We start from the raw sequence: 26,925 nt of genomic DNA, 5'->3' as shown, positions 1-26,925 counted from the left end.
CCGCATGAAGCGCAGCTGAGCTGTTTTCTTCATATTGCTTGCTTTCTAGTTTTTAGGAGCATGCGCGGAACAAGGGTGGTAACGCGACTAAGCCTCGTCCCTTCTCATAGGGATGAGGCTTTATTTTTGTTTAAAACAGGAGGCTGGAAAGATGCAACGCGTAGATGTAAAGGAACGTGCCCGCAGCCGCGAAATGCGTGTGCTGGAGCAATGGAAGACAGATGATACGTTTAAAAAATCGATATCAAACCGGGAAGGTAAGCCGAATTTTGTGTTTTATGAAGGGCCCCCAACCGCGAATGGTGCACCGCATATCGGTCATGTGCTTGGCCGCGTAATCAAGGATTTTATTTGCCGCTACAAGACAATGGCTGGTTACCGCGTCATCCGTAAAGCAGGTTGGGATACGCATGGCCTACCAGTAGAACTGGGTGTGGAGAAGCAGCTCGGTATTTCCGGTAAACAAGAAATCGAAGATTACGGCGTAGAGAAATTCGTGAAAAAATGCAAAGACAGTGTGTTTGAATATGAGAAGCAGTGGCGCGAGCTTACGGAAGCAATCGCTTATTGGACGGATTTAGACAATCCCTACATCACGCTCAAAAATGAATATATCGAAAGTGTTTGGCATATTTTATCGACGATTCACGGGAAGGGCTTACTGTACCGCGGACATCGGGTTAGTCCTTATTGTCCGGACTGCCAAACCACACTTAGTTCGCATGAAGTTGCACAGGGCTACGAGGATGTCAAGGATTTAAGCGCGACTGCTAAGTTTAAGCTTACCGCTTCCGGAGAATTCATCCTTGCCTGGACAACGACGCCCTGGACGCTGCCGGCTAACGTTGCGTTAGCCGTTAATCCAGAGCTCGACTACATCCGTGCCTCCAAAAACGGCGAAGTCTATATCGTTGCTCAAAATTTAGCAGAAAGCGTACTAAAGGATGGATATGAAGTTTTATCCGTTGTGAAAGGTGCTGAGCTTGTCGGTCTTCCCTATGAGCCGCCATTTAATTATGTGGCAATCGAGAAGGGGCATATCGTCATTGCTGGCGATTTCGTCAGCGATACGAGCGGAACAGGTATTGTACACATCGCGCCTGCACACGGAGAGGACGATTACCGAGTATCCCGTGAAAATGGAATTAGCATGCTCAGCGTCGTTGATTTAGCAGGCCGCTATGTTGCGGAAGTAACGGACTTCGCTGGCCGTTTTGTCAAAGACAGCGAGCTTGATATCGATATCGTCAAAAATCTAAGCGAACGCGGGCTGCTGTATTCGAAAGAGCGTTACGAGCACAGCTATCCGTTCTGCTGGCGCTGCAAAACGCCATTGATTTATTACGCAATGGAGAGCTGGTTTATCAAAACTACTGCCGTTAAGGATCAACTGATCGCTAACAACAACAGCGTAGATTGGTACCCGGGTCATATTCGCGAAGGTCGTTTCGGCAAGTTTTTGGAGGATTTGGTGGACTGGAACATCAGCCGTAACCGCTACTGGGGTACGCCGCTGAACGTTTGGGTCTGTGATGTGACAGGCAAAGAGTACTCGCCTAGCAGCATCGCTGATTTGCGCGCGATGGCAATCGGCGATGTGCCAGAGGATATCGAGCTACACAAGCCGTATGTTGACGGTATTAAGCTAAAGTCGCCGTTTGCGGAAGGTGCTGAAATGACGCGCACTCCTGAAGTAATCGATGTATGGTTCGACAGCGGCTCCATGCCTTTTGCTCAGCATCATCATCCGTTCGAGAATGAGCAGCAATTCGCTGAGCAATACCCAGCAGACATCATCTGCGAAGGTATCGACCAGACGCGCGGCTGGTTCTACAGCTTGCTGGCAGTATCCACGCTCTATAACGGCAAAGCGCCGTATAAAGCAGTCATCTCGACAGGACATATTTTAGATGAAAACGGCCAGAAGATGTCGAAGTCAAAAGGGAATGTTATCGATCCTTGGGAGATCATTAACGAGTACGGGACAGATGCGTTCCGCTGGGCTTTGCTGGCTGATAGCGCGCCTTGGAACAGCAAACGTTTCTCACGCGGAATTGTTGGCGAAGCGAAGTCGAAGGTGATCGATACGATCGTAAATACGCATGCATTTTTTGCTTTGTATGCATCAATCGATGGTTTCGACTATACACAGCATGAGGAAACGAAGTCTGATAACAAGCTGGATCGCTGGATTATTTCATGCTTGAACAGCTTAATCAATACTGTGAATAAAGGGCTTGAAGTAAATGATTTCCTTAACCCGGCAAAATCCATCGAAATCTTCGTTGATGAGCTGAGTAACTGGTACATCCGCCGCTCGCGTGACCGTTTCTGGGGAAGCGGCCTGACGGCTGATAAATTAGCTGCCTACCAAACCTTACGCAGCGTGCTGCTGACATTATCGCGCCTGATTGCTCCTTATGCGCCTTTATTGGCAGAGGAGGTATACGGCAACCTTGGCGGTTCGGGAAGCGTGCATCTGGCTGATTATCCGAAAGCGGATGTAGCTGCAATTGACGAGACTCTTGAGCGGGATATGGAAAGCGCGAAGCAAATCGTAGAGCTAGCCCGCAATGTTCGGAACGAAACAGGCATTAAGACACGTCAGCCTTTATCGGAGCTTATCGTTTCGCTGGATCGAGATTTTAACGTGGCGGATTACGAGGATATCGTAAAGGACGAAATTAACGTAAAAGCGATAACGGTTCAAAATTCAGACAGCGGCTTCGTTGATTTTACGCTCAAGCTGAATCTGAAGGTTGCCGGCAAAAAATACGGTAAATACGTTGGCCCGATTCAAGCACAGCTTAAAGGCTTGAACGCTGATCAAACCCGCAGCATCGTAAATGGCGGAAACTTAGACTTTACGAGCCCAGACGGGGAACAGATATCGATTGCTGTTGATGAGCTGCTGGTCGAGAAGCAGGCGAAATCAGGCTTTGCTTCTGCTTCAGGAAACGGCGTGACCGTCGCGTTGAATACCGATATCACAGCTGAACTGGAACAAGAAGGCTGGGTACGTGAAGTTATTCGCGCCGTACAGGATACGCGTAAGAAGCTTGACTTGCCGATTGAAAAAAGGATTGAGCTTGTTCTTGATGTTGATAGCGAGCTTAGAGCCGCGCTTAATGCATTTGAACAAGTGCTTCAAGATAACGTACTCGTTCAGAACGTAGCTTATGAAGCATTGCCGGAAATGGAAAAAGTTACGCTTGGCGATAAAGAAATAGGGATTTTCATCCGGGGTTAAGGATATAGTATAGAGGATAATTACACGCAAAAAAACGAGGCCGTCGCCTACCGGCTGCTGCAGCAAGCGACCGCAAGGTCGCGAAGCATGCAATGGCCGGAAGGCCTGGCCTCGTTTTATTGTTTGTCAAAGGGGATGCCTCGCATGAATACGAATAGCCCGGAAGAGTCGAAAATTCCAAAAGAACTGCAAACCTCGCTTAGCTCTCTAGATAAGCGACTGCAAAAAATTGCCGCTGATTTGGAGCACACGCAAATTGCGGAATATGTCAATTTGCTAAACAGGCCAAGAACGCTTATTTGGAAAAATCTGCTTGCAGGAACGGCAAGAGGCGTTGGAATTGCGATAGGCTTTACCTTTTTTGCTGCGACGATTCTATATGTCCTTCGGATTCTAGGCRCTTTAAACCTTCCGATAATCGGCGATTATATTGCGGACATCGTTCGAATTGTTCAAATACAGCTCGAAGGCAAAACCTATTAATTACTTATTTTCGTCTGGATTTTCGGTTTCAAGTCCGTGATCGCCTTCACCTGTATCCATATAATGCATATATTCCCGATTGCGGATGACAGAGACGTGACGGCCTGTAATGTCGGTGGCGAGAAAGCTCTCGAGCGGCTCGACAAAGCCGTCATTCTCATAAGCATCAATGCCTACATGATCATAATCTGCCACATCCCGATTTTCGGACATTGCCGGCGAGTCCGCATTACCAAACTGCTCGACGATTTGCCAAGCATCCTCACCGTCAAAGCCGTTATAGGAGTCCTGCTCATCCATGCTTGTCCGGCCAAAGGGAGGATCAAGCACTAATTCTTCAACAGGCCTGCGCAGAGACAAATGCTGCCTTGGCGCATGTTCAATGCAATGCAGCGTATCTGGAACAGCATCCAGACGCTCGATTGGAATAGGCTCAGCGCAGATCGCGCAAATGCCATACGTCCCGTTAGCCATTGCTTGCAGTGCTGCATCAATTCGTACGAGATGGAGATCTTCCTGCTCAAGCAGGGCAACATCCTTCTCGCGTTCGTATAGCTCGGTTGCAGTGTCGCCTGGATGATTGTCGATGGAAGTAAGTTCACCGGTATCATCGCGGAGCGAATGGGATAAACCGTAATGATCGTTTTCAGCTAACCGATTTTCGATGTCGCGCTTTTCGTCTAATAATCTGCTTTGCAGCAGATTGAAGTGCGCGTTTGTCGGGATTGTCATTTGAGCACCCTCCTTAGCAGGGAACATAACATAATTGCTGTATTAGCTTTCGCTGAAAAACAGATTTTCAGTATGGGCTTCAATGGAAGAACGATTGCTTGATGCTGGCTCTCATTTGACTCGGTATGCTACAATTGACTGGCAATCACGAAATGGCTCGTGCAGTTTGCTGGGTTGGCGCGACGCATAAGTGTCAGCGAAACGTTGCTTCACAAAAAAATAGGAGTGATAAGATGCGTTTTTATTATTACTGGGTAGCGGTTTTGGTTTTTATCCTTGATTTTGTAACAAAGAGATTGATTGAATCCAAAATGGAAATCATGGAGCAAATAAGCGTTATCGGTAATTTTTTTCTCATTACATCGCATCGGAACCGTGGTGCAGCATTTGGTATTTTGCAAGAGCAACGAGTTTTTTTCATTATCATCACCATCTTTATTGTTGCAGGCATCATTTGGTACATACAGGCGGTACGCAAATCGGCGAAGCCATGGCTTTTAGTCGGGCTTGGACTTGTACTTGGCGGTGCGATCGGAAATTTTCTGGATCGGGCTCGTTACGGCGAGGTTGTTGATTTCCTGCAATTTAATTTCGGCAGCTATGAGTTCCCGATTTTTAACGTGGCGGATTCGGCAATCGTCTGTGGTGTAGCATTAATTCTTATAGACACCTTATTATCTGCAAAGGATGATAAGAAACGTTCGCAAAATGGAGAGGACAAGGATCAAAACAAACATGAGCAGCAACCTGTATAATGAAGAATTGTTGGAATGGACAGCAGAGGCGGAGCAATCCGGCGAGCGCTTAGATAAATTTGTAACAGACCAAATAGATGACCAGGCGGTATCAAGAACACAGGTACAGGAATGGATCAAAGCAGGAGCCGTTCAGGTGGATGGCAAAGCGGCAAAAGCAAACCTTAAGATCGTCGAGGGTAATCATGTCGTGCTTCAAATACCTGAGCCAGAGGAAGCGGCAATCATTCCTGAAAACATCCCGCTTGAGGTCATATACGAAGATTCGGATTTAATTGTCATTAATAAAAAACGCGGCATGGTCGTACACCCTGCACCCGGTCATTCTTCAGGAACGCTTGTAAATGCCCTCATGTATCATTGCAAGGATTTGTCTGGCATCAACGGGATGATTCGACCGGGTATTGTGCACCGTATCGATAAGGATACAACCGGATTATTGATGGCGGCAAAAAATGATCTTGCGCATATCTCGCTTGCCGAGCAATTGAAGGAGCATACCGTGACTCGCAAATACATCGCACTTGTTCATGGCAATGTGCCCCATGATCAAGGAACGATCGACGCGCCAATCGGCCGTGACCTGAACGACCGGAAGCTGTTTACGGTAACCGATCACAATAGCAGACATGCCGTCACACATTTTCATGTGCTGGAACGCTTGGGAGACTACACGATAGTTGAGCTTCAGCTTGAAACAGGGCGTACGCATCAAATCCGCGTGCATATGAAATACATTGGCCATCCCCTTGCCGGTGATCCGGTCTATGGACGCAATAAAACCGTTGCTTTGAAGGGACAAGCTCTTCATGCCATGCTTTTAGGCTTTACGCATCCGCGGAGCGGTGAAAGACTGGAATTCGAGCAGCCTTTGCCTGCGGACTTTGAATATGTGCTAAGCAGTTTGCGGTCCAGATAAGCCAAACGTGCAAAAGTGCAAACTTTTCACCACTTTATTCATTATTTAGAGCTGAGAAGTACGTTATTCTAGTGAATATGTAAATGAAAAATAAGGATAGGTGACAAGAAATGACATCCATTAATCAAAATTACTTGGAGCTGCAAGGAAGCTACTTGTTTTCTGAAATTGCAAAACGCCGCACGAAATTTATTCRAGAAAATCCAAATGCCGAAATTATCAGCCTTGGAATTGGCGATGTAACTCGCGGCTTGCCTGACGCTGTTCTGAATGCAATGCACAGCGCGGTAGACGAGCTGGCTGTACCGGGATCATTCCGTGGTTACGGTCCGGAGCAAGGTTACGATTTCCTTATTAATGCGATTATCGAAAATGACTATAAAGCTCGCGGTATCGACATTGCTTCGAACGAAGTGTTCGTAAGCGATGGTTCGAAATGCGACGTCGGCAACATCCAAGAAATTTTTAGCGAAAACAGTATCGTAGCTGTTCAAGATCCTGTTTACCCTGTATATGTAGATACTAATGTAATGGCGGGACGCTCAGGTAAATACAACCAAGAGACGAAACGTTATGAGAATATTGCCTACTTGGAGTGCACAGCTGAAAATGACTTCAAACCAAGCTTGCCTGACCGTAAGGTTGATATCATTTACTTGTGTTATCCGAACAACCCGACAGGGATGACGCTGACGAAAGTAGAGCTTAAAGTATGGGTTGATTATGCGAAAGCAAACAACTGCATCATTCTTTATGATTCTGCTTACGAGGCATTTATCCAAGAAGAGGATGTTCCGCACAGCATTTATGAAATCGAAGGCGCTCGTGAAGTAGCCATTGAATTCCGCAGTTTCTCCAAAACAGCCGGTTTTACAGGCGTACGCTGCGCATACACTGTCGTTCCTCGTGAGCTTAAAGGTCTCGACGCTTCAGGAAATGAAGTGTTGATCAACGATTTGTGGAATCGCCGTCACACGACTAAGTTTAATGGTGTTTCTTACGTCACGCAGCGCGGTGCCGCTGCCATTTACTCAGCGGAAGGCAAAGAGCAAATCAAGTCCTTGGTTGATTATTACATGACCAATGCAGCGATCATTCGCGATGGTTTGGCATCTTTGGGCTTAGAAGTGTTCGGCGGCGTAAACGCTCCTTACATTTGGCTGAAAACACCTAACGGCATGGATTCTTGGTCATTCTTTGATAAGCTTCTTACCGAAGCTAATATCGTAGGTACGCCAGGCGTAGGCTTCGGACAAAGCGGGCAAGGTTATTTCCGCCTTACTGCATTCGGCAGCCGCGAAAATACAGAAAAAGCAGTTGAAAGAATTCGTAAGCTAAGCCTATAGTAACCAACGCTATCCTCGTATAGCTCATCGGGATTGGTCCACAATAAGTACAAGCGGAAAAATTCGTTTTTACTTGACATCTAATGTCGAACGTGGGATAATTTCTATGATATACAGCAGTACCTTTAACTCAGTCCCGAGAGGCTGGCAAGGTAGCGTGAATAACAAGTCTATAGAAGAGAAGAATAGGACAGCCTAATTTGCAGCTTTCTGTGACGAGAGCTGCGACGGCCTGTACCCTATCTCTTCATGACTTATCACAAGCTCCTTGCGATTTTTGCAAGGAGCTTTTTGTCGCAACCTGGCATTTGGGCGATAATGGAAGGAGTCAGCGGAAATGACGGAAGAAGAGCATTTAGTCATCATGGATGAAACGGCGATTCGCCGCGCATTGACGCGAATTGCTCACGAAATTGTAGAGAAGAACAAGGGGATCGACAATTGCGTAATCGTAGGCATTCGAACCCGGGGAATCTACTTGGCGCGTCGGATCGCGGAACGTATCGGTGAAATCGAAGGCAAACCGGTGCTTGTAAGCGAACTTGACATTACGCAATACCGTGATGATCGGAAGGTGGCCATCTCTGCGGATGTAGAGGTTGCGGCCGCAATCGGCGATACGGACGGCGTGCCCTTCAATGTTCAAGACAAACGAATCATTTTGTTCGATGATGTGTTGTATACCGGACGTACGATTCGAGCGGCAATGGATGCGCTTATGGACTGCGGACGCCCGCAAAGCATCCAATTGGCGGTGCTTGTTGACAGGGGACACCGGGAGCTGCCGATTCGACCTGATTTTGTCGGAAAGAACGTGCCGACCTCTAAGCAGGAGCAAATCGAAGTGGCATTGACTGAAATCGACCAAATTGATCAGGTCACCATCATTAACCAGAGGGGGCAAGCCGGATGACGATGACTCAGCTTAAACAACGGAGTTTGCTCGGATTAAAAGATCTAAGCAAAGATGAGATTGAATCGATTCTTGATCGAGCTGCTTATTGGGAAAATCATTCAACTAAGGTTCACAATACGATGCAAGGCAAATTTGCTGCCAATATGTTTTTTGAGAACAGCACGCGTACACGCTTTTCGTTCGAGGTTGCGGAGAAGCGCCTTGGAACAGAAGTGTTGAACTTCTCGGCCGCAGTATCAAGCGTACAGAAGGGCGAATCCATTTACGATACGGTTCGCACGCTTGAATCGATGGGGATCGACGTGGGCATTATCCGCTTGAAGCCGATTGGCGTTCTTGCAGAGCTGGCGACGAAGATCAAAGTTCCATTAATCAACGCTGGTGATGGCAATAATGAGCATCCTACGCAGGCACTGCTTGATATGTATACGATGAGGAAGCATTTTGGACAACTTAAAGGTTTGACCGTGACGATTGTCGGCGACGTGCTGCACAGCCGTGTTGCAAGATCAAACCTATGGGCGCTGCAAAAATTCGGAGTGAAAGTGAACTTTTGCTCACCGCCGAATATGCAAGCCACCGACCTGGATGTTTCTTATGTCACCATAGATGAAGCTATAAAATCAGATGTGGTCATGATGCTTCGAGTACAGCTTGAGCGTCATGAGAGCGGCATGCTGAGCTCGGCCGAAAGTTACCGCGAGCATTACGGATTAACGGTTGAAAGAGCAAGCAAGCTTGCAAATCATGCGATTATCATGCATCCGGCACCGATCAACCGCAACGTAGAAATTGACGATGAACTGGTGGAACATCCGCAATCACGAATTTTCCCGCAAATGGAAAATGGGGTACCGATTCGCATGGCAGTCGTAGAACGCGCACTTAGCTAACAACAGCAACATAGACCAAACGAATCCGGAGGGTGAAACAATATGTCATTATGGATTATTAACGGTAACGTATGGAACGAAACTTCCGGGAACCTGGAAAGTAAACATATCCGCATCGAAAATGGGAAAATCGAAGCTATTATTGACGGCGCGCAAACGCCTGATACTGGCAGCGCAGAAGTTATCGATGCGCAGGGCAAGCTAGTATCAGCTGGCTTTATCGATATGCATGTCCATCTGCGTGATCCTGGTTTTGAATATAAAGAAGATATCGCGACTGGCACGCGTTCTGCTGCAAAGGGCGGCTTTACAACGATCGCATGCATGCCGAACACTCGTCCAGTAACGGACACGGCTGAAACCGTTCGCTACATCACGAACAAAGCAGAGCAGGTTGGCGTTGTGAAGGTGCTGCCTTATGCATCGATCACCAAAAATGAACTGGGCCGCGAGCTGACGGATTTCGCTTCGCTTAAGGAAGCAGGCGCAATTGGCTTTACGGATGACGGAGTAGGTGTCCAAAACGCTCAAATGATGAAAAACGCCATGGCTTTAGCAAAATCAATGGATATGCCGATTATCGCACACTGCGAGGATGATACCTTGGTTGAAGGCGCATGGGCATCGGAAGGCGAGTTTTCAAGAAAGCACGGCTTGAAAGGGATTCCGAATGAATCCGAAGCGATTCATGTCGGAAGAGATGTTTTGTTAGCGGAAGCGACTGGCGTTCATTACCATGTATGCCATGTTAGCACAGAGCAATCGGTACGGCTTATTCGCCTGGCGAAGCAAATCGGAGTGCGAGTAACTGCTGAGGTTTGCCCGCATCACCTTCTGTTGTCTGACGAGGATATTCCGGGTCTTGATGATGCGAATTGGAAAATGAATCCGCCTCTACGCACACCGCGCGATGTTCAAGCGGTCATTGAAGCGATCGAGGACGGTACGATTGATATGGTTGTAACGGACCATGCGCCGCATAGCGCGGAAGAAAAGGCGCGCGGCGTTCAGCTTGCACCTTTTGGCATCGTTGGTTTCGAAACGGCATTCCCGCTTTTGTATACCAAGTTCGTACAAACGGGCAAATGGACGCTTGGCTTCCTCTTGCAGCGTATGACTGCAGATCCTGCCCGAGTTTTCCGTCTGCCAACGGGTCGTTTGGAGCAAGGAGCGCCTGCTGACGTGACAATCGTGGATTTGAACAGTGAGCGTTCGGTAGATCCAAGCACCTTCGCTTCAAAAAGCAATAATACGCCTTTTGGCGGCTGGAAGCTTAGCGGCTGGCCAGTGGTTACCATCGTTGACGGCGCTGTCGTTTGGTCGGAATAACAACATTTAACTACTACTTAAGCTAATATATGGGGAACAATCAACACCTGAGGAGTGATACGGATGCAAGCAAGATTATTGTTGGAAGACGGTACGTTGTTTACGGGCCTTTCGTTTGGTGCAGAAGCGCAAATGATGGGCGAGGTTGTATTTAATACAGGAATTACGGGTTACCAAGAGGTTCTCTCCGATCCGTCCTACTGCGGTCAAATCGTAACGATGACTTATCCGCTAATTGGGAACTACGGCATCACGCGCGATGATTTCGAAGCGGTCCGTCCATTTATTCACGGCTTCGTCGTACGTCGTCATGAAGAATTGCCAAGTAACTGGCGCGCGCAATATTCGCTTGGTCAGCTTCTTAAGGAATACGGCATTCCAGGCATAAGCGAAATCGATACACGTATGCTTACTCGTAAACTTCGTAACTACGGAACAATGAAGGGTCTTATCACTACAGGAAACGAACGCGTTGAGGAGCTTGCTGAGCGTCTGAACATCTCTAAGCTGATGACTGATCAAGTAGCTCGCACATCAACATCTAACGTTTTCTCGAGTCCCGGTCAAGGCGAGCGTATCGTTCTTGTTGACTTCGGTGCAAAAAGCGGTATTTTGCGCGAGCTTACAAAACGCGGCTGCGATGTGGTTGTCGTACCTCATAATACAACTGCAGACGAAATTCGTCGCTTAGCTCCTGACGGCATTCAATTGTCGAATGGACCTGGGGATCCGAAGGACGTACCTTACGCGGTAAAAATGATTTCCGAGCTGCTTGGCGAATATCCAATCTTCGGAATTTGTTTAGGGCATCAGTTGTTCGCCCTTGCTTGCGGCGCTGAAACAACAAAGTTGAAATTCGGACACCGCGGCGGAAACCACCCGGTTAAAGAGCTAGCAACTAATCGCTGCTACATTACTTCACAAAACCACGGATATACGGTACTTGAAGATTCGGTAAACAACACACCGTTGTCTGTTACGCACATTAATAACAATGACCGCACGATCGAAGGACTTAAACACAATACATTCCCTGCTTTCTCGGTACAATATCATCCGGAAGCAGCTCCTGGACCATACGATTCCAGCTACTTGTTTGATGAGTTCCTGCAAATGATCCGTACGCACAAGAAAAATAACCCACAAAAACCTCGTCAAGCTGTGATATCGGAGACGTTGAAAGGAGAGCTTCAGTATGCCCAAAAATAATGAACTCAAAAAAATTCTCGTGATCGGTTCCGGTCCAATTGTCATCGGACAAGCGGCGGAATTCGACTATGCCGGCACTCAAGCTTGCCAAGCGCTCAAAGAAGAGGGCTACGAGGTTGTACTTATAAACAGTAACCCTGCAACAATTATGACGGATACGAATATGGCTGACAAAGTTTACATCGAGCCAATTACTCTTGATTTCGTATCTCAAATTATCCGCCAAGAACGTCCTGATGGACTTCTTCCAACACTTGGCGGACAAACGGGTCTTAACATGGCGGTTGAACTGGCACGCGCTGGTGTCCTTGAACGCGAGAACGTGAAGCTGCTCGGTACGCAGCTGACAGCGATTGAAAAAGCAGAAGACCGCGATTTGTTCCGCGACCTGATGCGCGAGCTGGAACAGCCTGTACCTGATAGCGATATCGTAACAACGGTAGAGGATGCCGTGAATTTTGCGAACACGATCGGATATCCAATCATTGTGCGCCCTGCTTATACGCTCGGCGGAACAGGCGGCGGTATTTGTGCGAATGAAGAAGAGCTTCGCGAGACTGTTGCTTCCGGCATTCGCTACAGCCCGATCAGCCAGTGCTTGATCGAGAAATCGATCGCAGGCATGAAGGAAGTTGAGTACGAGGTTATGCGCGATGCGAACGATAACTGTATCGTTGTGTGCAACATGGAAAACTTTGACCCGGTTGGCGTACATACAGGCGATAGTATCGTTGTAGCGCCTAGCCAAACGTTGTCTGATCGCGAGTATCAGATGCTTCGTTCCGCATCTTTGAAAATCATTCGCGCTCTAAACATCGAGGGCGGCTGTAACGTACAGTTCGCGCTTGATCCGCAAAGCTATCAATATTATGTAATCGAGGTAAACCCACGTGTAAGCCGTTCTTCAGCGCTTGCTTCCAAAGCGACAGGTTACCCGATTGCAAAAATGGCAGCAAAAATCGCAATCGGCTACACGCTTGATGAGCTAGTAAATCCGGTTACGGGCCAAACATACGCATGCTTCGAGCCTACACTCGACTATATCGTATCGAAAATACCGCGCTGGCCTTTTGATAAATTCGTAAACGCGAACCGTAAGCTGGGTACGCAAATGAAAGCAACCGGAGAAGTTATGGCAATCGGCCGTACTTTTGAGGAATCGATCCATAAAGCAGTCCGCTCGCTGGAAATCGGAGCTCACCGTATTCACTTGAAGGAAGCTTCCTCTTTAGAAGACGCGGTGCTTCGTTCACGCCTTGAGAAACCGGATGATGAGCGCATGTTCCTTGTAGCGGAAGCGTTCCGCCGCGGTTACAAGCTTCAAGATATTCAAGATCTTACAAACATCGACTGGTGGTTCCTTGATAAAATTGAGCAAATCATTGCCTTCGAAGATCGTATGCGCAGTGAATCAACGTTGACCGAGCAAACGCTGTATGAAGCTAAACGCAAAGGTTTCTCTGACCGTTCGATCGCAGAGATTCGTAAAGAAGGTTTCCCTAACGGCAGCCATACAACAGAAGACGATGTACGCGCACTACGTGTGAAGCTTAACTTGAAGCCGGTATACAAAATGGTAGATACTTGCGCGGCTGAATTTGAAGCTTCTACGCCTTACTACTACTCCACATATGAAGTGGAGAATGAAGTAACGGTTACCGAAAAGCAAAAGGTTCTCGTGCTTGGCTCGGGTCCAATTCGGATCGGTCAAGGCATTGAGTTCGATTATTCAACGGTTCACGCCGTATGGGCCATTCAAAATGCTGGCTATGAAGCCGTTATTATTAACAACAACCCGGAAACGGTGTCCACGGACTTCAGCACTTCGGACAGACTGTATTTTGAACCACTGTTTTTCGAAGATGTTATGAATGTCATTGAACAAGAAAATCCAATCGGCGTTATCGTGCAATTCGGCGGTCAAACAGCGATTAACCTGGCAGCACCGCTTTCCAAAGCAGGCGTACGCATTCTAGGCTCTAGCCTTGAGAGTATTGACGCAGCGGAAGACCGCAAGAAGTTCGAAGCTCTGCTTCGCAGCCTGAATATCGCGCAGCCTGATGGTAAAACCGTAATCTCGGTTGATGAAGCAGTTATCACTGCGCAGGGCCTAGGTTATCCGGTACTTGTTCGTCCGTCTTACGTACTTGGCGGTCGTGCCATGGAAATCGTATACTCTGACGAAGAACTGCTAAGCTACATGGAAGTCGCAGTGAAGATCAACCCAGAGCATCCGGTATTGATTGACCGCTATATGCTGGGCAAAGAAGCAGAAGTTGATGCGATTTGCGATGGCGATATCGTTATTATTCCAGGAATTATGGAGCATGTTGAACGCGCTGGTGTTCACTCCGGCGACTCGATTGCGGTATACCCGCCACAATCACTTTCGGAAGAAATTAAGCAGCAAATCGTTGACATCACGATCAGCATAACGAAAGCACTGAATGTAATCGGACTTGTTAATATCCAGTTCGTCATTCACCAAGATAAAGTTTATGTAATCGAAGTTAATCCGCGTTCGTCGCGTACGGTTCCATTCTTGAGCAAAGTAACGAACATTCCAATGGCTAACCTAGCGACAAAAGCCATACTGGGTACGAAGCTTGCTGACCTCGGTTATGTAGAAGGCTTGTGGCCGGAAGATGAATACGTATCGGTCAAAGTACCGGTCTTCTCATTCGCGAAGCTGCGCCGTGTAGACCCGACGCTTACTCCGGAAATGAAATCAACGGGTGAAGTAATGGGACGCGATGTTCAGTATGCGAAAGCACTTTATAAAGGTCTTATCGGCGCAGGAATGAAAATTCCGACATCAGGTGCCATCATTGCAACCGTTGCGGATAAGGATAAAGAAGAAGCAACGGAATTGCTTCGCGGTTTCTTTAACCTCGGATACAAAATCATTGCAACAGGCGGAACGGCCAAAGCATTGGAAGAAGCCGGCTTAATCGTTACGACTGTTAATAAGCTAAGCGAAGGCTCGCCGAACATTCTAGATCTTGTACGCGAAGGGCAAGCACAGTTTGTCGTTAATACGCTGACAAAAGGTAAAGCTCCTGAACGTGACGGATTCCGGATTCGTCGTGAAGCGGTTGAGAATGGCGTTGTTTGTATGACGTCGCTTGATACGGTACGCGCATTGCTTGTGATGCTCGAAACGTTGAACTTCTCATCGCGCTCAATGCCGGTGCTGCTTCAAAAGAAATAAGTTCATCGCAGCTTAAAAGTACGGCCAGCGTTAATTGCTTCGCTAAGTTCCTCAGGGTTACATTTCTGAAGGAGCTTAGCATGAAGCAAACGTATGGCCGTTTATTATGCAAATCAGCAAAGAAATGGAGTGATCCCGGATGAAGTTGACTAACGAGCAAGCGGCTGGACGGATTATGGTAGCGCTGGATTACCCTGATGCAGCTGCAGCTGAGCGCTTAATAACAGAGCTGCAAGGCATTCCTTGTTATATGAAGGTTGGGATGCAGCTGTTTTACGCTGCAGGGCCATCATTTGTGCAGAGCTTGAAAGAACGGGGCTACCACGTTTTTCTTGATGTGAAAATGCATGACATTCCAAATACGGTTAAAGGCGGAGCTGGCAGCGTAACAAAGCTTGGGGTCGATATGTTCAACGTTCACGCAGCTGGCGGCAGCGCGATGCTGGAAGCCGCGCTTGAGGGCGTAGATATCGCGCTTACCGGCAGCGGACTTCGTAAGCCCGCGGTAATCGCAGTAACACATTTGACAAGTACCAGCCAATCTATGCTAAATGAACAGATTGGGATTAACGGGTCCGTAGAAGCTGCTGTTATCCGCTATGCAGAACTGACAAAAAAAGCTGGCTTGGACGGTGTAGTCGCATCTCCTTCCGAGGTTGAAGCGATTAAAGCGGTATGCGGAGCATCCTTCAAAACGGTCACGCCGGGCATTCGTCCTGCGGGCTCCGAGGTCAATGACCAATCGCGGATCATGACGCCAAGTGAGGCTTTGCGTCAAGGTACTGACTATATGGTTATCGGCCGTCCCATTACAGCGGCACCAAGCCCGAGAGCGGCATTAGAATCCATTATTGAGGAGCTGACTTCCTATGAGTAAAGTAACATTGATCGAATTGCCTGACCAAATTGCCAAAAGCTTGCTAGAAATCGAAGCGGTTGCGCTTCAACCGAATGATCCTTTCACTTGGACATCCGGCATCAAGTCGCCGATCTATTGCGATAATCGACTTACCATGACTTATCCGGAAATTCGTGATCTCATTGCAGAAGGATTTGCTACAATCATTCGTGAACGCTATCCAGACGCTGAGGTCATAGCGGGAACTTCGACTGCGGGCATTCCACATGCGGCATGGGTTGCACAAAAGCTGAATTTGCCTATGGCCTATATTCGCGATAAAGCCAAAGGTCATGGCAAACAAAACCAGATCGAAGGCAAAGTTCTACCTGGCCAAAAGGTCGTTGTTATTGAGGATTTAATCTCAACAGGCGGCAGCTCCATAAAAGCAGCGCTGGCAGTTAGAGAAGCAGGTGCAGAAGTGTTGGCGGTTCTCGCTATTTTCACTTATGAATTCGATAGCGCAAAGCAAGCATTTGAGGCTGAACAAGTACCGCTTGCTACGTTGTCTAACTATAGTGCACTGATTCAGTCAGCAGTTGAGCTGGGCAAGGTTGCAGCTGATGATGTAGCAACTCTGCAGGCTTGGAGACAGGATCCTCAATCCTTCGGGAAATAGTTTTTCGACCATAAAAAGGCGTGCTCTCTTATCGGGAGAGCACGCCTTTTTTTTGTTCGAAATTCGACAATAAATTTTAATAATTTTAATAATTGCTCTTCTTATTACCTGCAAAACGCCGATAAATATCATTAGACGATATGAATTGAGGGGCGGGATTATTTATGAAATTATCTTTACGTTTTAGATTGGCAATGCTCTCTATTATTCCAATTGCTTTTTATGCTTTTACTGGACTTTATATGCTGGGTGAGCAGCGCACCATATTAGAAGAAATGACGGAACAAATTTATGAAACTTCGAATAAAGTCGATACGTTAATCTTAAACGCTGACCGAGATATGTATCAGGCTTATCAAGCTTATTTGAAGGTTGAATCAGGTACCCTGGATAAGGTAAGTGCCGAATCCGTGCTGAAGGAGCTGTCTGATAACATCAAGCAGGTGGATGAGCGGGTAGGCGAAGCCGAAGCTATTTTAATCGAAAGAAGACTGCAGGACTTAGCGTATGGTGACTCGGAACGCAGTATGGAGCAGATTTTAGTTGAATTTAGAACGAATTTCGATATCTGGACAGCAGCAGCTGAAAAAGCTGTGGGAGACGGCGCAAGCAAATTTCAAAATAGTGAAATCGATAATACCTTTCAAACCAGTCGGTCAGGCATAGATGAAATTGGTCAAAATATCGGTGTGTATGCGAATACGACCATCACGCAGATCAAGGCTGAGCTGGATAACACGACGTTCAATTTATTAGTAGGAATCATTGTAATAACGATCGTTTTGGGAGTCTCCGTCTTTTTTACTGTACGCCATATCATGAATACAATAAAAAGCGTCGTTCTCAAAACACAGCGAGTGGCAGAAGGAGATTTGACCGTCCTGCCTTATAGCAAGTACAGCAAGGACGAACTTGGCAGTATTTCGCGTTCTGTTGATCATATGATCGAAACGATGAGTCAGCTCATTAGCGGTATTGCGGGAAATGCGAGTGAGGTAACGCAGTCGACTGCTCAGCTCATGATGACTTCAAAGGAATCGGCCGCCGCTGCCGAGCATGTTGCCCGAAATATTACGGAAGTGGCAAATGGCTCAGAGGTCCAAGCAAGAAGGGCAGAGGAAACTTCCAGAGCTATTGAAGAAATGACGATCGGCATCCAGCGTATTGCTGAGAATACAGCCTCGATTGCAGATAAATCGACTTCAACTTCAGAGCAAGCAAATCTTAGCCATGAAGCATTGGTGCGTTTAGTCAAGCAAATGGACGAAGTGGCATCGGTCATTAACAAGCTTTCCAGCACGATAGGCACGCTGGAGCATCGATCGAAGGAAATCGGCGTGATTGCCGAGAACATTACGAGTTTTTCTAATCAGACGAATATATTATCGCTTAACGCATCCATTGAAGCGGCTCGCGCTGGCGAACACGGGAGAGGCTTTGCTGTTGTTGCCGGAGAAATTCGCAAGCTTGCGGCAGGCTCGCTTGCATCCGCTGACGGAATTCATCAGCTAGTTGATGAAACGCGCAATGAGATCGCAGGAGCTTCAGCGTACATGTCACAAACGATAGAGGAAATGGAGCGGGGCAGTGAGAGAGTCCAAGAGGTTCGCCAAAACCTGGATACAATCGTTGCTTCCATTATTCAAATGAGCGAGCAGATTCATGAAAACTCCGCGATTACGCAGCAGATGTCCGCCAGCTCTGAGCAGGTCAGCGCCTCAATGGAGCAATCAGCCGCTACGGCAGCTGTGAACCTGGAGAAGACGGAGAGCGTCGCTGCCGCAACGGAAGAACAGCTTGCCTTGATGGACAATATATCTTCCGCGGCAATTCATTTGGATGGGATTGTGCGTAACCTGGATCTTGCCATTTCTCACTTTAAGGTGAAATGAAATTGGAGTAAAAGCTGCTGCAGCGTGATTCGGAAGAATCAGCTGAAATCAGCTTTTTTTTCATTAAAAAATGTTTTGAAAAGTTGTGTGTTTTTGACGTAACTTTTTGAGCATGTCCTTCGTCTATCATGTAAGATGAGAATTATGAAAGTTGTTTAAGGAGGGATCGGAAGCGCTAATGGCCATTCCGCAGGAAGAAGAACTGAAGACAGAAGCGCAGCTTGAACCCGCTGAAGAAAGGCGCAATCTACTTACCGTTACTGACGTAGAGCGTACATTTCAAGTTGGCGGTTCTCCGCTGCATGTATTAAAGGGCATTCGAATGGAGCTTAATGAACGCCAGTTAGTTATGCTAAGAGGTAGATCAGGCTCTGGCAAGACGACATTGCTGAATTGCTTGGGAGGGCTTGATACACCAAGTAATGGTGAAATCTTGTTTAATGGCTTGCCTTTTCATAGTATGAGCGACGATCAACGTACATTAGTCAGGCGTAAGCATATGGGCTTTATCTTCCAAGCCTTCGCTCTTATGCCACTTTTGTCCGCCCGGGAAAACGTAGAGCTTTCCCTTCGCATGGCGGGTGTTCCTCGTGCGGAATGGAAGGGCAGAGTTACCGAGTGTCTAGAATTGGTTGGGCTGGAGCGGCGTATGAATCACCGGCCCTTCGAGCTCTCCGGCGGTGAGCAGCAGCGTGTAGCTATCGCAAAAGCGATTGCTCATAAACCGATGCTGTTGTTAGCAGATGAGCCGACTGCAGAGCTGGATTCCGGCATGTCCGCACAAATTATGGCGGTTTTCCAAAATATCATTCGCACTGAACAAGTTTCAATTTGCATGACTACACATGATCCTACGATTTTGGAGGTTGCCGACCATGTCTATGAAATGGTGGACGGGAAATTTATTTAAACGTTCAATGGTTGTTGTAATGAGCGTTTCCCTATTATTCGCAAGCGGGTGTTCGTTGCTTCCCGCGGAAGATGAAGAAGAAGTATTGCCTGAGATTGCTCCGCCTCAAATATCCAAAAAACCGGAATATGAGGTGACGACTGCAACACTAGAAACAAAAGTACAAGTAATTGGCAAGCTGATTTCTTTGGAAGAAGAGACCATGTTTTTCACATTAGACGGCAAGCATTTGAAAGAGCTGTACGTGAAAGCAGGAGCAACAGTGAAGGCTGGTCAGGCTATCGGCGAGCTAGACGTTGATGATTTGGTGAAAACGCTTCGTATGGAGAGGCTCTCATTCAAGAAAGAAGAAATTGCAATGAAAGAAACGCTGCGCCTGCGCGATGAAATGGATCCTATTGAATTTGAGGAAAAGTCCATCGCATTTGAAGAGCGCAAGCAAAAGCTTGTCGATATGGAAGAGGAAATCGCAAAAGCTACCTTGAAGGCGCCGTTTGGCGGGACGATCGTTACGCTTAATGTACAGAAGGGCGATCTCATTAAGGCGTATGCGCCGATTGCCATTGTCGCTGATACAAGCAAAATAACGGCTGCCGCTAAGCTAACCAAAACAGAGCTGGAAAAAATAGCCGTTGGACTAGAGGTTGTTGCCAATATAAGCAATGTAGGAACCTTTAAAGGTAAGGTAAAGCTGCTTCCCGTGAAAACAGAGGATCAGAATACAGGCGGCGGTACGGGTGGAACGCCTGGAGAAACGAAGCCGGAGAGACCTGAGGATTTCTTAATTGTTGATCTCAAGGGTTTGCCGAAAAACTTAAACCGAGGTACGCCGCTGTCCATTAACATTATTACGAAGCGCACAGAAAACGCCATTGTTATTCCTCCTTCCACGCTTCGTTCTATCGGCTCCCGCACCTATGTGCAGGTTATTGATGCAGACGGAAAACGCGAAGTTGACGTTGAGGTTGGTCAACAAACCTCGACGCAGGTAGAGATCCTGCAAGGTTTGAAGCCGGGGCAGAAAGTTGTAGGTCGATAGCCAATGGGAATTCCGCTGTTTCGTTTTTTGTTCCGCAAAATGTGGAACACGCGCTGGCTAACCTTAAGCACGCTTGCGGGACTGACACTGGCGGTTGCGTTTGCAACGAGCATACCGATGTACGCAGATGGAGCTCTCAAGAGAGTCGTTGCCGAATCGCTGCAGCAGAAGAGCGCTGGATTACCGGCAGGCTCGCTGCTAATGAGGTATCAATCACCTGCTGGCGGTAAAACGGATTTATCAGCATTGTCGGAGCTTGAGCGTTATATCTCAGAAGGAGTACCGAAGGAGATTAACTTCCCTTTCAATACGTATGTCAACAGTTACTCCATACGGGGCTCAGAGGTAGTGCCTGAGGATCCAACGAAGGTCGATGCAGGTAGAAATCGTCAGCTGACGATAATGACGATGTCTGGTCTTGAAGCGAACACCGAGCTCACCCAAGGGAGATGGTTCGTAAACGCTGAAGGAGACGGAGAGCTGCTCGAAGCAGTCATGTTCGAGGAAGCCATGTATCGTAATGATGTACATATCGGCGACGTGTTTGAATATCCGATATACGGCGGTCTTGATCTCACTTTACGAGTGAAAATCGTCGGAGCTGTTAAGCCGCTAACGGATACGAGTTCATACTGGTATCAAGGAATGGAGAGCTTGCTCGGCACATTCCAGATTAGCGAGGCGGCTTTTGAGAAGGTATTGCTTGCTAAGAATGGTATACCTCTGCATAATGCCAGCTGGTATTACGCCTTTGATCTGTCGGAAATTCAAACGAGCCAACTTACACCGCTTGGGAAGACGCTTGAACGATTAAATATTGAATTGTATCAGCGTCTTAAGGACACCAGAGTAGAAATTTCCTTTGCGTCCACTCTTTCGGAATTTAAGAAGCAAAGCCTGCAGCTGCAGACGCTGCTATTTACGCTAGCCGCTCCAATGCTTGCTATGGTGTTTTTCTTCATTGCCATGAATGCCCGTCAGTCCCTGGATAAACAGCGTAGCGACATTGCTGTGCTACGAAGCCGCGGGGCAGGCACACGGCAAATTATTTGGATTTATTTGTTGGAAGGGCTGCTGCTTGGCGGTATTGCTCTGGCGAGCGGTCCCTTTATGGGCTGGTTTATGGCGAAGAGCATTGGCTCCGCCAACGGCTTCCTCTCCTTCGTTAATCGGAAATCGATACCGGTTGGTTTCTCGACGGAAGCGATTATCGCAGGCGGCGCTGCCGTACTGCTCGCACTGCTGGCTACGATTATTCCAGCGATCATTTACGCAAGATCGTCAATCGTAAGCTACAAACAGGACCTGGCGCGCTCAGACCGAAAGCCAGGCTGGCAGCGCTGGTACCTGGATGTTCTATTGATCGCTGCTGCTGGGTATGGTTGGTACATGTTTAATGAACGTCAGATGCTGACATTCAAAACCGGTATGACAACGGATCAATTAAATGTCCAACCGTTTTTGTTCTTTGTTCCGGCACTATCGATTTTTGCGCTTGGTTTATTTTTCTTGAGGCTGTTTCCGTGGCTGTTGAAGCTCTTCACATGGCTCGGTCGAAAATTTTTGCCCGTACCGCTTTACTTGACGTTGACGCAGCTGTCGCGCTCTTCCAAAGGTTATTATCCACTGATGATCCTGTTAGTGCTGACGCTGGGTCTAGGTGTTTATAACGCATCGGCAGCTCGAACCATTGACTTGAACTCGACGGAGCGGACGCTGTATAAGTACGGTGCTGACGTAACCATTCAAACGGTATGGGAAGGCTCAGCTGAAGTGACAACGACTCCTGGCGGCGGATCAGGAGGAAGCGGCGGAGGCTCTGGCGGCGGATCCGGCGGTGGAAGCGGTGGCGGTTCTGGAGGCGGCGCAGGCGGCGGATCAGGAGGAGGTTCCGGCGGTGGCGGCGGTCAAAGCGTGCCCACTAAGATTTTGTACAGTGAACCTCCGTTTGAGCTATTCCGTTCCCTTGAAGGCGTAGAAGCGGCAGCTCGCGTGCTGCAGGCAAAGGGCAGCGTCGTTATCTCTGGCAAATCGATCGGTCAAGGTACGGTAATGGGGATCGATAATGTTGATTTTGCTAAAGTCGGCTGGTTCCGTAACGATTTGTACCCTGTACATCCATACTACTATTTAAATAATCTAGGCCTGTATGAACATGCTGCACTCATACCTTCTAAAGTAGCTGAGAAATACCAGCTGAAGCTGGGCGATCCGATCTCTGTCGGCTTCGCAGAAGGAAAGGTTGACTTTGTGGTAGTCGGCATTTTGCCATATTGGCCCAGCCAATATCCGGATAAATCGCCATTTATTATAACGAATTTGGATTATATTTATGACCAGCTGCCGCTTATTCCATACGAGGTATGGCTCAAAATGAAGCCGGATGCCAAGGTTGCCCCAATTGTAACTGAGCTTCAGAAGGCGGGCATCGAGCTTGCGTCGGTAAAAGACGTGAGAAGCGAACTGATTTCCCAGTCTAAGCTTCCTACGCGAGGCGGAGTTTTCGGTATTTTGAGTTTAGGTTTCCTCGTTTCGGTAGTCATTACGCTTGCTGGCTATGTGCTGTTTTGGTTCTTTAATCTATCGGGTCGGGTCGTCCAATTCGGCGTGCTCCGCGCGATGGGATTATCACGTAAACAGCTTACAGGAATGCTGCTGCTTGAGCAGCTGTTCACCGCGGGGCTAGCTATCGGGCTTGGCGTTTTGATCGGAAAAGCAGTCAGCTTACTCTTCCTGCCTTTCCTGCAAACGACAGAAAATGTTGCTGAAACAGTGCCTCCGTTCCGTGTTATTTTCGATTCGAATGATACGAATCAATTATTCGTCGTAGTCGGTGTCATGATGCTGATCGGGGCCATGCTGCTCTTCCTGCATATTCGTAGGCTGAGAGTGCATCAAGCGGTCAAGATGGGAGAGGAACGATGACAACAGCGATGATCGATTGCGAAGGCTTAGTCAAAATCTACAAAACCGATGATTTGGAAGTCGTCGCCCTGCAAGGACTTAATTTAAAAGTTAATGAAGGCGAGTTGATGGCGATCATCGGCAACAGCGGAAGCGGGAAATCGACGCTTCTGAATACGCTGGGCGGTCTTGACCGCCCATCTGCCGGCCAGGTGCGCGTAGGTCCTTGGGATTTGCTTAAAATTACCGAAGAGGATCTTGTCCAATACAAGCGAGAGACGGTAGGTTTCATTTGGCAAAATAATGCCCGCAACCTGCTTCCTTACCTCTCCGCGCTGGAGAATGTGGAGATGCCGATGATGTTATCCGGCAAGGTGGATCGCGAGTATGCAAAACAGCTGCTCGAGTGGGTTGGGCTTAAGGAGCGGATGCACAATAAGCTCCATCAATTATCTGGCGGGGAGCAGCAAAGGGTCGCCATTGCGATATCGCTGTCGAACCGCCCGAAGCTGCTGCTGGCGGATGAGCCGACAGGCTCGGTTGATACAACCACCTCTGATTTAATAATGGGCATTTTCCGCAGGCTTAATCACGAAATAGGAATTACGATTGTAATCGTTACGCATGATTTGACGCTTGCGAGCAAGGTTGACCGAGTGGTTGCGATCCGTGACGGTTTAACGAGCACGGAGTTTATTAAACGTAATCCGAATATTAATCTTGATGGAGGTGAGGCAGAGCTTCCGGCTGTTTCCAGCGGACTGCAATCTGTGCATGAAGCCTATGTCGTAGTAGATCGGGTTGGACGATTACAAGTACCGAAGGAATATTTATCTGCTTTAAACATTAAGGACAAAGCAACGATGGAGTTTGACGGCGAGCGGATCATAATCACTCCGCCTAAATCATTGGGGGGTTAAATCGGATGAAGAACAAACGGTTTTCAGGAATTCGGTTTCGCAAATTGACTTTAGTAAGCTTAACGCTTGCTTTGCTTATCGGTTTGCTTGCTGCATGCAGCAGCGGCTCAGAAGAGTCTACCGAAAAACGGGTTTTGCGGATTGGGGTTCTATACGGCGGATCGGATAACGAGCCATACTTCCGTCAGCAATACACGGATATGTACGAAATGTCTCATCCTAACATTGAATTTGAAATCGTAGGCGCAATCAATTATGATGAGCAACGCTTTGAGCAGACAGATCCAGCTAAGCCGGTCACTCAGCCGGATCCTTATGAGAAAATGAAGGAGATGCTAAACGGTCAAAATCCGGTCGATGTTGTAGTCCTTGATTACAATATGCTGCGCCGTATGACGCAAGACAACTTGCTTCAGCCGCTGGATCCTTTAGTGCAGCAGGATAAATTTGATCTCAGCGATTATGTTCCGACCGTGATTGACGGAATTAAGGCTGCAGGTGAGGGCAATCTTTATGCATTAACTCCTACATTCAGCTCTTCTGCTCTTTATTACAATAAAAAGTTGTTTGCTGATGCTGGCGTAACGCCTCCAACAGATAAAATGCAGTGGGCGGATGTGCTTAACCTTGCACGTCAAGTAGCAAAAGGAGAGGGCGAAGAGCGCAAATTCGGTTTTGCGTTTAACCGCTGGCCATCCGATGGCTTTAATGACACACAGGTTTACAGCCAGGCTCTGCAATTGAAAATGTGGGATGACAAAGGCGAGAAAATGCTCGTTAACAGCGATCAGTGGGAAAATGTCTGGAACACTGTTTCCTCTCTCTACCAAGAAGAAATTATCCCTACCCAGGAGTACATGAACAAAATCTATGAGAAGCAAGCTGCTGACGGCGGCAATGTTAATGATCCATTCTACGGCGACCTGTTTATCAAAGGCAAAGTAGCCATGACAATTGGAGAATACGGCTATATCAATGAGCTCAAAAAAGCATCGGATAACGCATCGAAAATTAAAGATTTCGAGCCTGTTGATTGGGACGTTGTTACGGTACCGGTTCATCCGAACGATCCAGAGGTCGGCGGCAACATTTATCTGAGCCAATTGATGGGTATTAACAGTAAAGCGCAAAATGATAAAGATGCATGGGAGTTCATCAAATTTTCGAACAGCAAGGAATGGGCTAAGCTGAAGTCGAGAAGCTTGTACGAGATGGTTGCCCGCAAGGAGTTCTTGACGCCAATCGGAGGCTTGCAATACAACATGGACGCTTTTACTTCCCTTAAGCCGCTTCCTCCAACGAGCACGGATTCCGAAAAAATATTCCGCGAGAAACCAGGTATTTGGGAAGCGCAGCAACCAGGCAACGAGTTATTCCAAGAAGTGATTAAAAAGACGAAAACAGCAAAAGAAGCGCTTGCCGAGTGGGAAACCCGCGGTAACGCTGTGCTGGAACGCTTGAAAACGAACCCTAACGGTGGCGTAGACGGCGGTGGCGGCGCAATTGACATTATGCCAGTACCAAGATAACTAATACAATAAAAAGCCCGCAAACGATCCTAGCGTCGTTTGCGGGCTTTTTCCTACTATAAGGCTAACCTCTTAGAAGAAACGACTGATAGGCGGTCCAGGAGCCGTTATCGGTCTGATAAAGCAAGTGTACGCGATCTATTCTCGAAGATAGGTCAATGACCTGCATGCGTAGGTTGCCATATACATCATGAAGTTCATCTGCAGAGAGCTCTTGCCCAATAGTGACATGCGGCGTGAATACATACTTAGGCTCTGCGATAGTCATAGGTCCGCTGCAAACCTTATCATGGAGCTGCTGCATGGGGACTGTGTCCTGAAGCGCAAGGTAAAGCACGTGATTGACCGGATAGAAGGTAGAGACCCGGTTCAATTGAATGGAGAACGCAGGCATCGCGGATGTGATTTGCTCTAAATGGTTCACAGCTGCCTGCAGCTCGTCATCCGACCACTCCTCAGCTTCTCTTAGCGTTAGATGAGCAGGAATGGCTGAGTAATGCGGATCAAGCCGTCTTCGCCAGCTATTCGCGAAATCCTGTACATGTTTTTCCGGAAAAACGACGACACCATATAACATGGTCTTCAGCTCCTTCAAAATGACCTAATTTGAGTATACCCGATTTGTATAAAATTTAAGAAGTTGAAAAATTCATCATTTTTGAACTTAAGGAGAGGCGAATGGGATTCATGTGATTGTAAAGGCTTATGGTTATGTTTACTTGTATTATCTCATGTTTGGGGTATCCTAATGGCTACAACCTTTATTGAGGCAGCGACATGCTGTTTATCCTATAAAACAGTGGAGGGATTCGCATGAGATGGGTGTACTGGGTTCGCCTATACGAGACGAAATTTCAAGCGGGGTGCCTAGTTAGAAGAATGGAAAACGACTGGTGGGTTCACGGCTACGAAAGTCCCCGTGAAGTCGAAGTTTTTCGGTCGCGCAAGGGGCGGTTCGGGGTCAGATTTATTCCTTAAAAAAGAATAAAAAATAAAATAGAATATTTTGCTTGACTTAAATCATGCTCATATAGTATATTATTTTATGTCGCCATTTCAAGAAGCTTTGCTCAAATGGATATACGTCGCGGGGTGGAGCAGCCCGGTAGCTCGTCGGGCTCATAACCCGAAGGCCGCAGGTTCAAATCCTGCCCCCGCAACCAACCTTTCG

The 26,925-nt window shown here is 47.6% G+C and carries 21 protein-coding genes, 1 tRNA gene and 1 other annotated feature (1 of these 23 only partly in view); of the genes, 20 read left to right on the top strand and 2 right to left on the bottom strand.

The features are described from left to right. Positions 1 to 105 (top strand) — a binding site (T-box leader) (it extends 194 nt beyond the left edge of the window). A 46-nt stretch (positions 106 to 151) separates the two neighbouring features. Then, entirely contained in the window at positions 152 to 3,250 is a 3,099-nt protein-coding gene (ileS, locus tag AC1DLI_RS15610) for an isoleucine--tRNA ligase (RefSeq protein WP_477604045.1), read from the top strand. Positions 3,251 to 3,394: 144 nt separating this feature from the next. Then, a complete protein-coding gene (locus AC1DLI_RS15605; protein WP_477604043.1) occupies positions 3,395 to 3,733 on the top strand; it encodes a DUF5665 domain-containing protein in 339 nt (112 codons plus the stop codon). On the opposite strand, the gene AC1DLI_RS15600 is transcribed toward AC1DLI_RS15605, so the two are convergent. Further along, positions 3,734 to 4,465, bottom strand: a complete 732-nt coding sequence (locus AC1DLI_RS15600) for a TraR/DksA C4-type zinc finger protein (RefSeq protein ID WP_477604041.1) — start codon at positions 4,463 to 4,465, stop codon at positions 3,734 to 3,736. It lies immediately after the preceding gene. A 233-nt stretch (positions 4,466 to 4,698) separates the two neighbouring features. Here AC1DLI_RS15600 and lspA point away from each other — a divergent pair, with 233 nt between their 5' ends. The 16 genes from lspA (at position 4,699) to AC1DLI_RS15520 (ending at position 25,754) form a co-directional block, all read left to right on the top strand. Further along, the gene (gene lspA / locus AC1DLI_RS15595) at positions 4,699 to 5,220 is read left to right on the top strand and encodes a signal peptidase II (RefSeq protein WP_477604039.1); all 522 of its coding nucleotides are present in this window, start codon (positions 4,699 to 4,701) and stop codon (positions 5,218 to 5,220) included. Continuing rightward, positions 5,201 to 6,139 carry an RluA family pseudouridine synthase gene (locus tag AC1DLI_RS15590; RefSeq protein ID WP_477604037.1) on the top strand — a complete coding sequence of 313 codons (939 nt, stop codon included), beginning with the start codon at positions 5,201 to 5,203 and terminating at the stop codon, positions 6,137 to 6,139. The genes lspA and AC1DLI_RS15590 overlap by 20 nt, the downstream gene beginning before the upstream one ends. Before the next feature lie 110 nt (positions 6,140 to 6,249). After that, positions 6,250 to 7,485, top strand: coding sequence for an LL-diaminopimelate aminotransferase (locus AC1DLI_RS15585; RefSeq protein ID WP_477604035.1), 1,236 nt, complete (start codon positions 6,250 to 6,252; stop codon positions 7,483 to 7,485). Between the two features lie 337 nt (positions 7,486 to 7,822). Then, entirely contained in the window at positions 7,823 to 8,398 is a 576-nt protein-coding gene (pyrR, locus tag AC1DLI_RS15580; protein WP_477604033.1) for a bifunctional pyr operon transcriptional regulator/uracil phosphoribosyltransferase PyrR, read from the top strand. Continuing rightward, complete coding sequence (locus tag AC1DLI_RS15575; protein ID WP_477604031.1) at positions 8,395 to 9,294, top strand: aspartate carbamoyltransferase catalytic subunit; 900 nt, start codon at positions 8,395 to 8,397, stop codon at positions 9,292 to 9,294. Before pyrR ends, AC1DLI_RS15575 begins: the two co-directional genes overlap by 4 nt. A gap of 42 nt (positions 9,295 to 9,336) precedes the next feature. Next, on the top strand, positions 9,337 to 10,623 hold the full coding sequence (locus AC1DLI_RS15570; protein ID WP_477604029.1) for a dihydroorotase: 1,287 nt from the start codon (positions 9,337 to 9,339) through the stop codon (positions 10,621 to 10,623). Between the two features lie 63 nt (positions 10,624 to 10,686). Next, complete coding sequence (locus tag AC1DLI_RS15565; RefSeq protein WP_477604027.1) at positions 10,687 to 11,832, top strand: carbamoyl phosphate synthase small subunit; 1,146 nt, start codon at positions 10,687 to 10,689, stop codon at positions 11,830 to 11,832. Further along, positions 11,819 to 15,043 carry a carbamoyl-phosphate synthase large subunit gene (gene carB, locus AC1DLI_RS15560; protein WP_477604025.1) on the top strand — a complete coding sequence of 1,075 codons (3,225 nt, stop codon included), beginning with the start codon at positions 11,819 to 11,821 and terminating at the stop codon, positions 15,041 to 15,043. The genes AC1DLI_RS15565 and carB overlap by 14 nt, the downstream gene beginning before the upstream one ends. Before the next feature lie 139 nt (positions 15,044 to 15,182). After that, positions 15,183 to 15,920, top strand: coding sequence for an orotidine-5'-phosphate decarboxylase (pyrF, locus tag AC1DLI_RS15555; protein ID WP_477604023.1), 738 nt, complete (start codon positions 15,183 to 15,185; stop codon positions 15,918 to 15,920). Continuing rightward, positions 15,913 to 16,560 (top strand): orotate phosphoribosyltransferase, encoded by a 648-nt coding sequence (gene pyrE, locus AC1DLI_RS15550; protein ID WP_477604021.1) that lies wholly within the window; start codon positions 15,913 to 15,915, stop codon positions 16,558 to 16,560. Before pyrF ends, pyrE begins: the two co-directional genes overlap by 8 nt. 164 nt (positions 16,561 to 16,724) lie before the next feature. Then, entirely contained in the window at positions 16,725 to 18,452 is a 1,728-nt protein-coding gene (locus AC1DLI_RS15545; protein WP_477604019.1) for a methyl-accepting chemotaxis protein, read from the top strand. Positions 18,453 to 18,630: 178 nt separating this feature from the next. Then, the gene (locus AC1DLI_RS15540) at positions 18,631 to 19,362 is read left to right on the top strand and encodes an ABC transporter ATP-binding protein (protein ID WP_477604017.1); all 732 of its coding nucleotides are present in this window, start codon (positions 18,631 to 18,633) and stop codon (positions 19,360 to 19,362) included. Continuing rightward, positions 19,328 to 20,401, top strand: a complete 1,074-nt coding sequence (locus AC1DLI_RS15535; RefSeq protein ID WP_477604015.1) for an efflux RND transporter periplasmic adaptor subunit — start codon at positions 19,328 to 19,330, stop codon at positions 20,399 to 20,401. Before AC1DLI_RS15540 ends, AC1DLI_RS15535 begins: the two co-directional genes overlap by 35 nt. A 3-nt stretch (positions 20,402 to 20,404) precedes the next feature. Next, on the top strand, positions 20,405 to 23,326 hold the full coding sequence (locus AC1DLI_RS15530; protein ID WP_477604013.1) for an ABC transporter permease: 2,922 nt from the start codon (positions 20,405 to 20,407) through the stop codon (positions 23,324 to 23,326). 8 nt (positions 23,327 to 23,334) lie between these two features. Next, complete coding sequence (locus tag AC1DLI_RS15525) at positions 23,335 to 24,225, top strand: ABC transporter ATP-binding protein (protein ID WP_477605025.1); 891 nt, start codon at positions 23,335 to 23,337, stop codon at positions 24,223 to 24,225. 5 nt (positions 24,226 to 24,230) lie between these two features. After that, on the top strand, positions 24,231 to 25,754 hold the full coding sequence (locus AC1DLI_RS15520; RefSeq protein WP_477604011.1) for an ABC transporter substrate-binding protein: 1,524 nt from the start codon (positions 24,231 to 24,233) through the stop codon (positions 25,752 to 25,754). Positions 25,755 to 25,818: 64 nt separating this feature from the next. Here the strand turns inward: AC1DLI_RS15520 and AC1DLI_RS15515 are convergent, their stop codons facing one another. Then, positions 25,819 to 26,331 (bottom strand): 2'-5' RNA ligase family protein, encoded by a 513-nt coding sequence (locus tag AC1DLI_RS15515; protein WP_477604009.1) that lies wholly within the window; start codon positions 26,329 to 26,331, stop codon positions 25,819 to 25,821. A gap of 236 nt (positions 26,332 to 26,567) precedes the next feature. On the opposite strand from AC1DLI_RS15515, the gene AC1DLI_RS15510 reads away from it, so the two are divergent. Together AC1DLI_RS15510 and AC1DLI_RS15505 are read left to right on the top strand one after the other, a co-directional pair. Beyond that, positions 26,568 to 26,732 (top strand): hypothetical protein, encoded by a 165-nt coding sequence (locus AC1DLI_RS15510; RefSeq protein WP_309000395.1) that lies wholly within the window; start codon positions 26,568 to 26,570, stop codon positions 26,730 to 26,732. A gap of 108 nt (positions 26,733 to 26,840) precedes the next feature. Beyond that, positions 26,841 to 26,917: transfer RNA gene (locus tag AC1DLI_RS15505), tRNA-Met, on the top strand. The last annotated feature ends 8 nt before the right edge of the window (positions 26,918 to 26,925 follow it).

The organism is Paenibacillus sp. 01T443, assembly GCF_056398325.1.
This window is presented reverse-complemented; position numbering and strand designations above follow the sequence as displayed.

Excerpts from the sequence above, each read along its gene's own strand:
- ileS (WP_477604045.1), top strand. The coding sequence starts at position 152 with ATGCAACGCGTAGATGTAAAGGAACGTGCCCGCAGCCGCGAAATGCGT.
- AC1DLI_RS15600 (WP_477604041.1), bottom strand. The coding sequence starts at position 4,465 with ATGACAATCCCGACAAACGCGCACTTCAATCTGCTGCAAAGCAGATTA.
- lspA (WP_477604039.1), top strand. The coding sequence starts at position 4,699 with ATGCGTTTTTATTATTACTGGGTAGCGGTTTTGGTTTTTATCCTTGAT.
- AC1DLI_RS15590 (WP_477604037.1), top strand. The coding sequence starts at position 5,201 with ATGAGCAGCAACCTGTATAATGAAGAATTGTTGGAATGGACAGCAGAG.
- pyrR (WP_477604033.1), top strand. The coding sequence starts at position 7,823 with ATGACGGAAGAAGAGCATTTAGTCATCATGGATGAAACGGCGATTCGC.
- AC1DLI_RS15575 (WP_477604031.1), top strand. The coding sequence starts at position 8,395 with ATGACGATGACTCAGCTTAAACAACGGAGTTTGCTCGGATTAAAAGAT.
- AC1DLI_RS15570 (WP_477604029.1), top strand. The coding sequence starts at position 9,337 with ATGTCATTATGGATTATTAACGGTAACGTATGGAACGAAACTTCCGGG.
- AC1DLI_RS15565 (WP_477604027.1), top strand. The coding sequence starts at position 10,687 with ATGCAAGCAAGATTATTGTTGGAAGACGGTACGTTGTTTACGGGCCTT.
- carB (WP_477604025.1), top strand. The coding sequence starts at position 11,819 with ATGCCCAAAAATAATGAACTCAAAAAAATTCTCGTGATCGGTTCCGGT.
- pyrF (WP_477604023.1), top strand. The coding sequence starts at position 15,183 with ATGAAGTTGACTAACGAGCAAGCGGCTGGACGGATTATGGTAGCGCTG.
- pyrE (WP_477604021.1), top strand. The coding sequence starts at position 15,913 with ATGAGTAAAGTAACATTGATCGAATTGCCTGACCAAATTGCCAAAAGC.
- AC1DLI_RS15545 (WP_477604019.1), top strand. The coding sequence starts at position 16,725 with ATGAAATTATCTTTACGTTTTAGATTGGCAATGCTCTCTATTATTCCA.
- AC1DLI_RS15540 (WP_477604017.1), top strand. The coding sequence starts at position 18,631 with ATGGCCATTCCGCAGGAAGAAGAACTGAAGACAGAAGCGCAGCTTGAA.
- AC1DLI_RS15535 (WP_477604015.1), top strand. The coding sequence starts at position 19,328 with ATGTCTATGAAATGGTGGACGGGAAATTTATTTAAACGTTCAATGGTT.
- AC1DLI_RS15530 (WP_477604013.1), top strand. The coding sequence starts at position 20,405 with ATGGGAATTCCGCTGTTTCGTTTTTTGTTCCGCAAAATGTGGAACACG.
- AC1DLI_RS15525 (WP_477605025.1), top strand. The coding sequence starts at position 23,335 with ATGATCGATTGCGAAGGCTTAGTCAAAATCTACAAAACCGATGATTTG.
- AC1DLI_RS15520 (WP_477604011.1), top strand. The coding sequence starts at position 24,231 with ATGAAGAACAAACGGTTTTCAGGAATTCGGTTTCGCAAATTGACTTTA.
- AC1DLI_RS15515 (WP_477604009.1), bottom strand. The coding sequence starts at position 26,331 with ATGTTATATGGTGTCGTCGTTTTTCCGGAAAAACATGTACAGGATTTC.
- AC1DLI_RS15510 (WP_309000395.1), top strand. The coding sequence starts at position 26,568 with ATGAGATGGGTGTACTGGGTTCGCCTATACGAGACGAAATTTCAAGCG.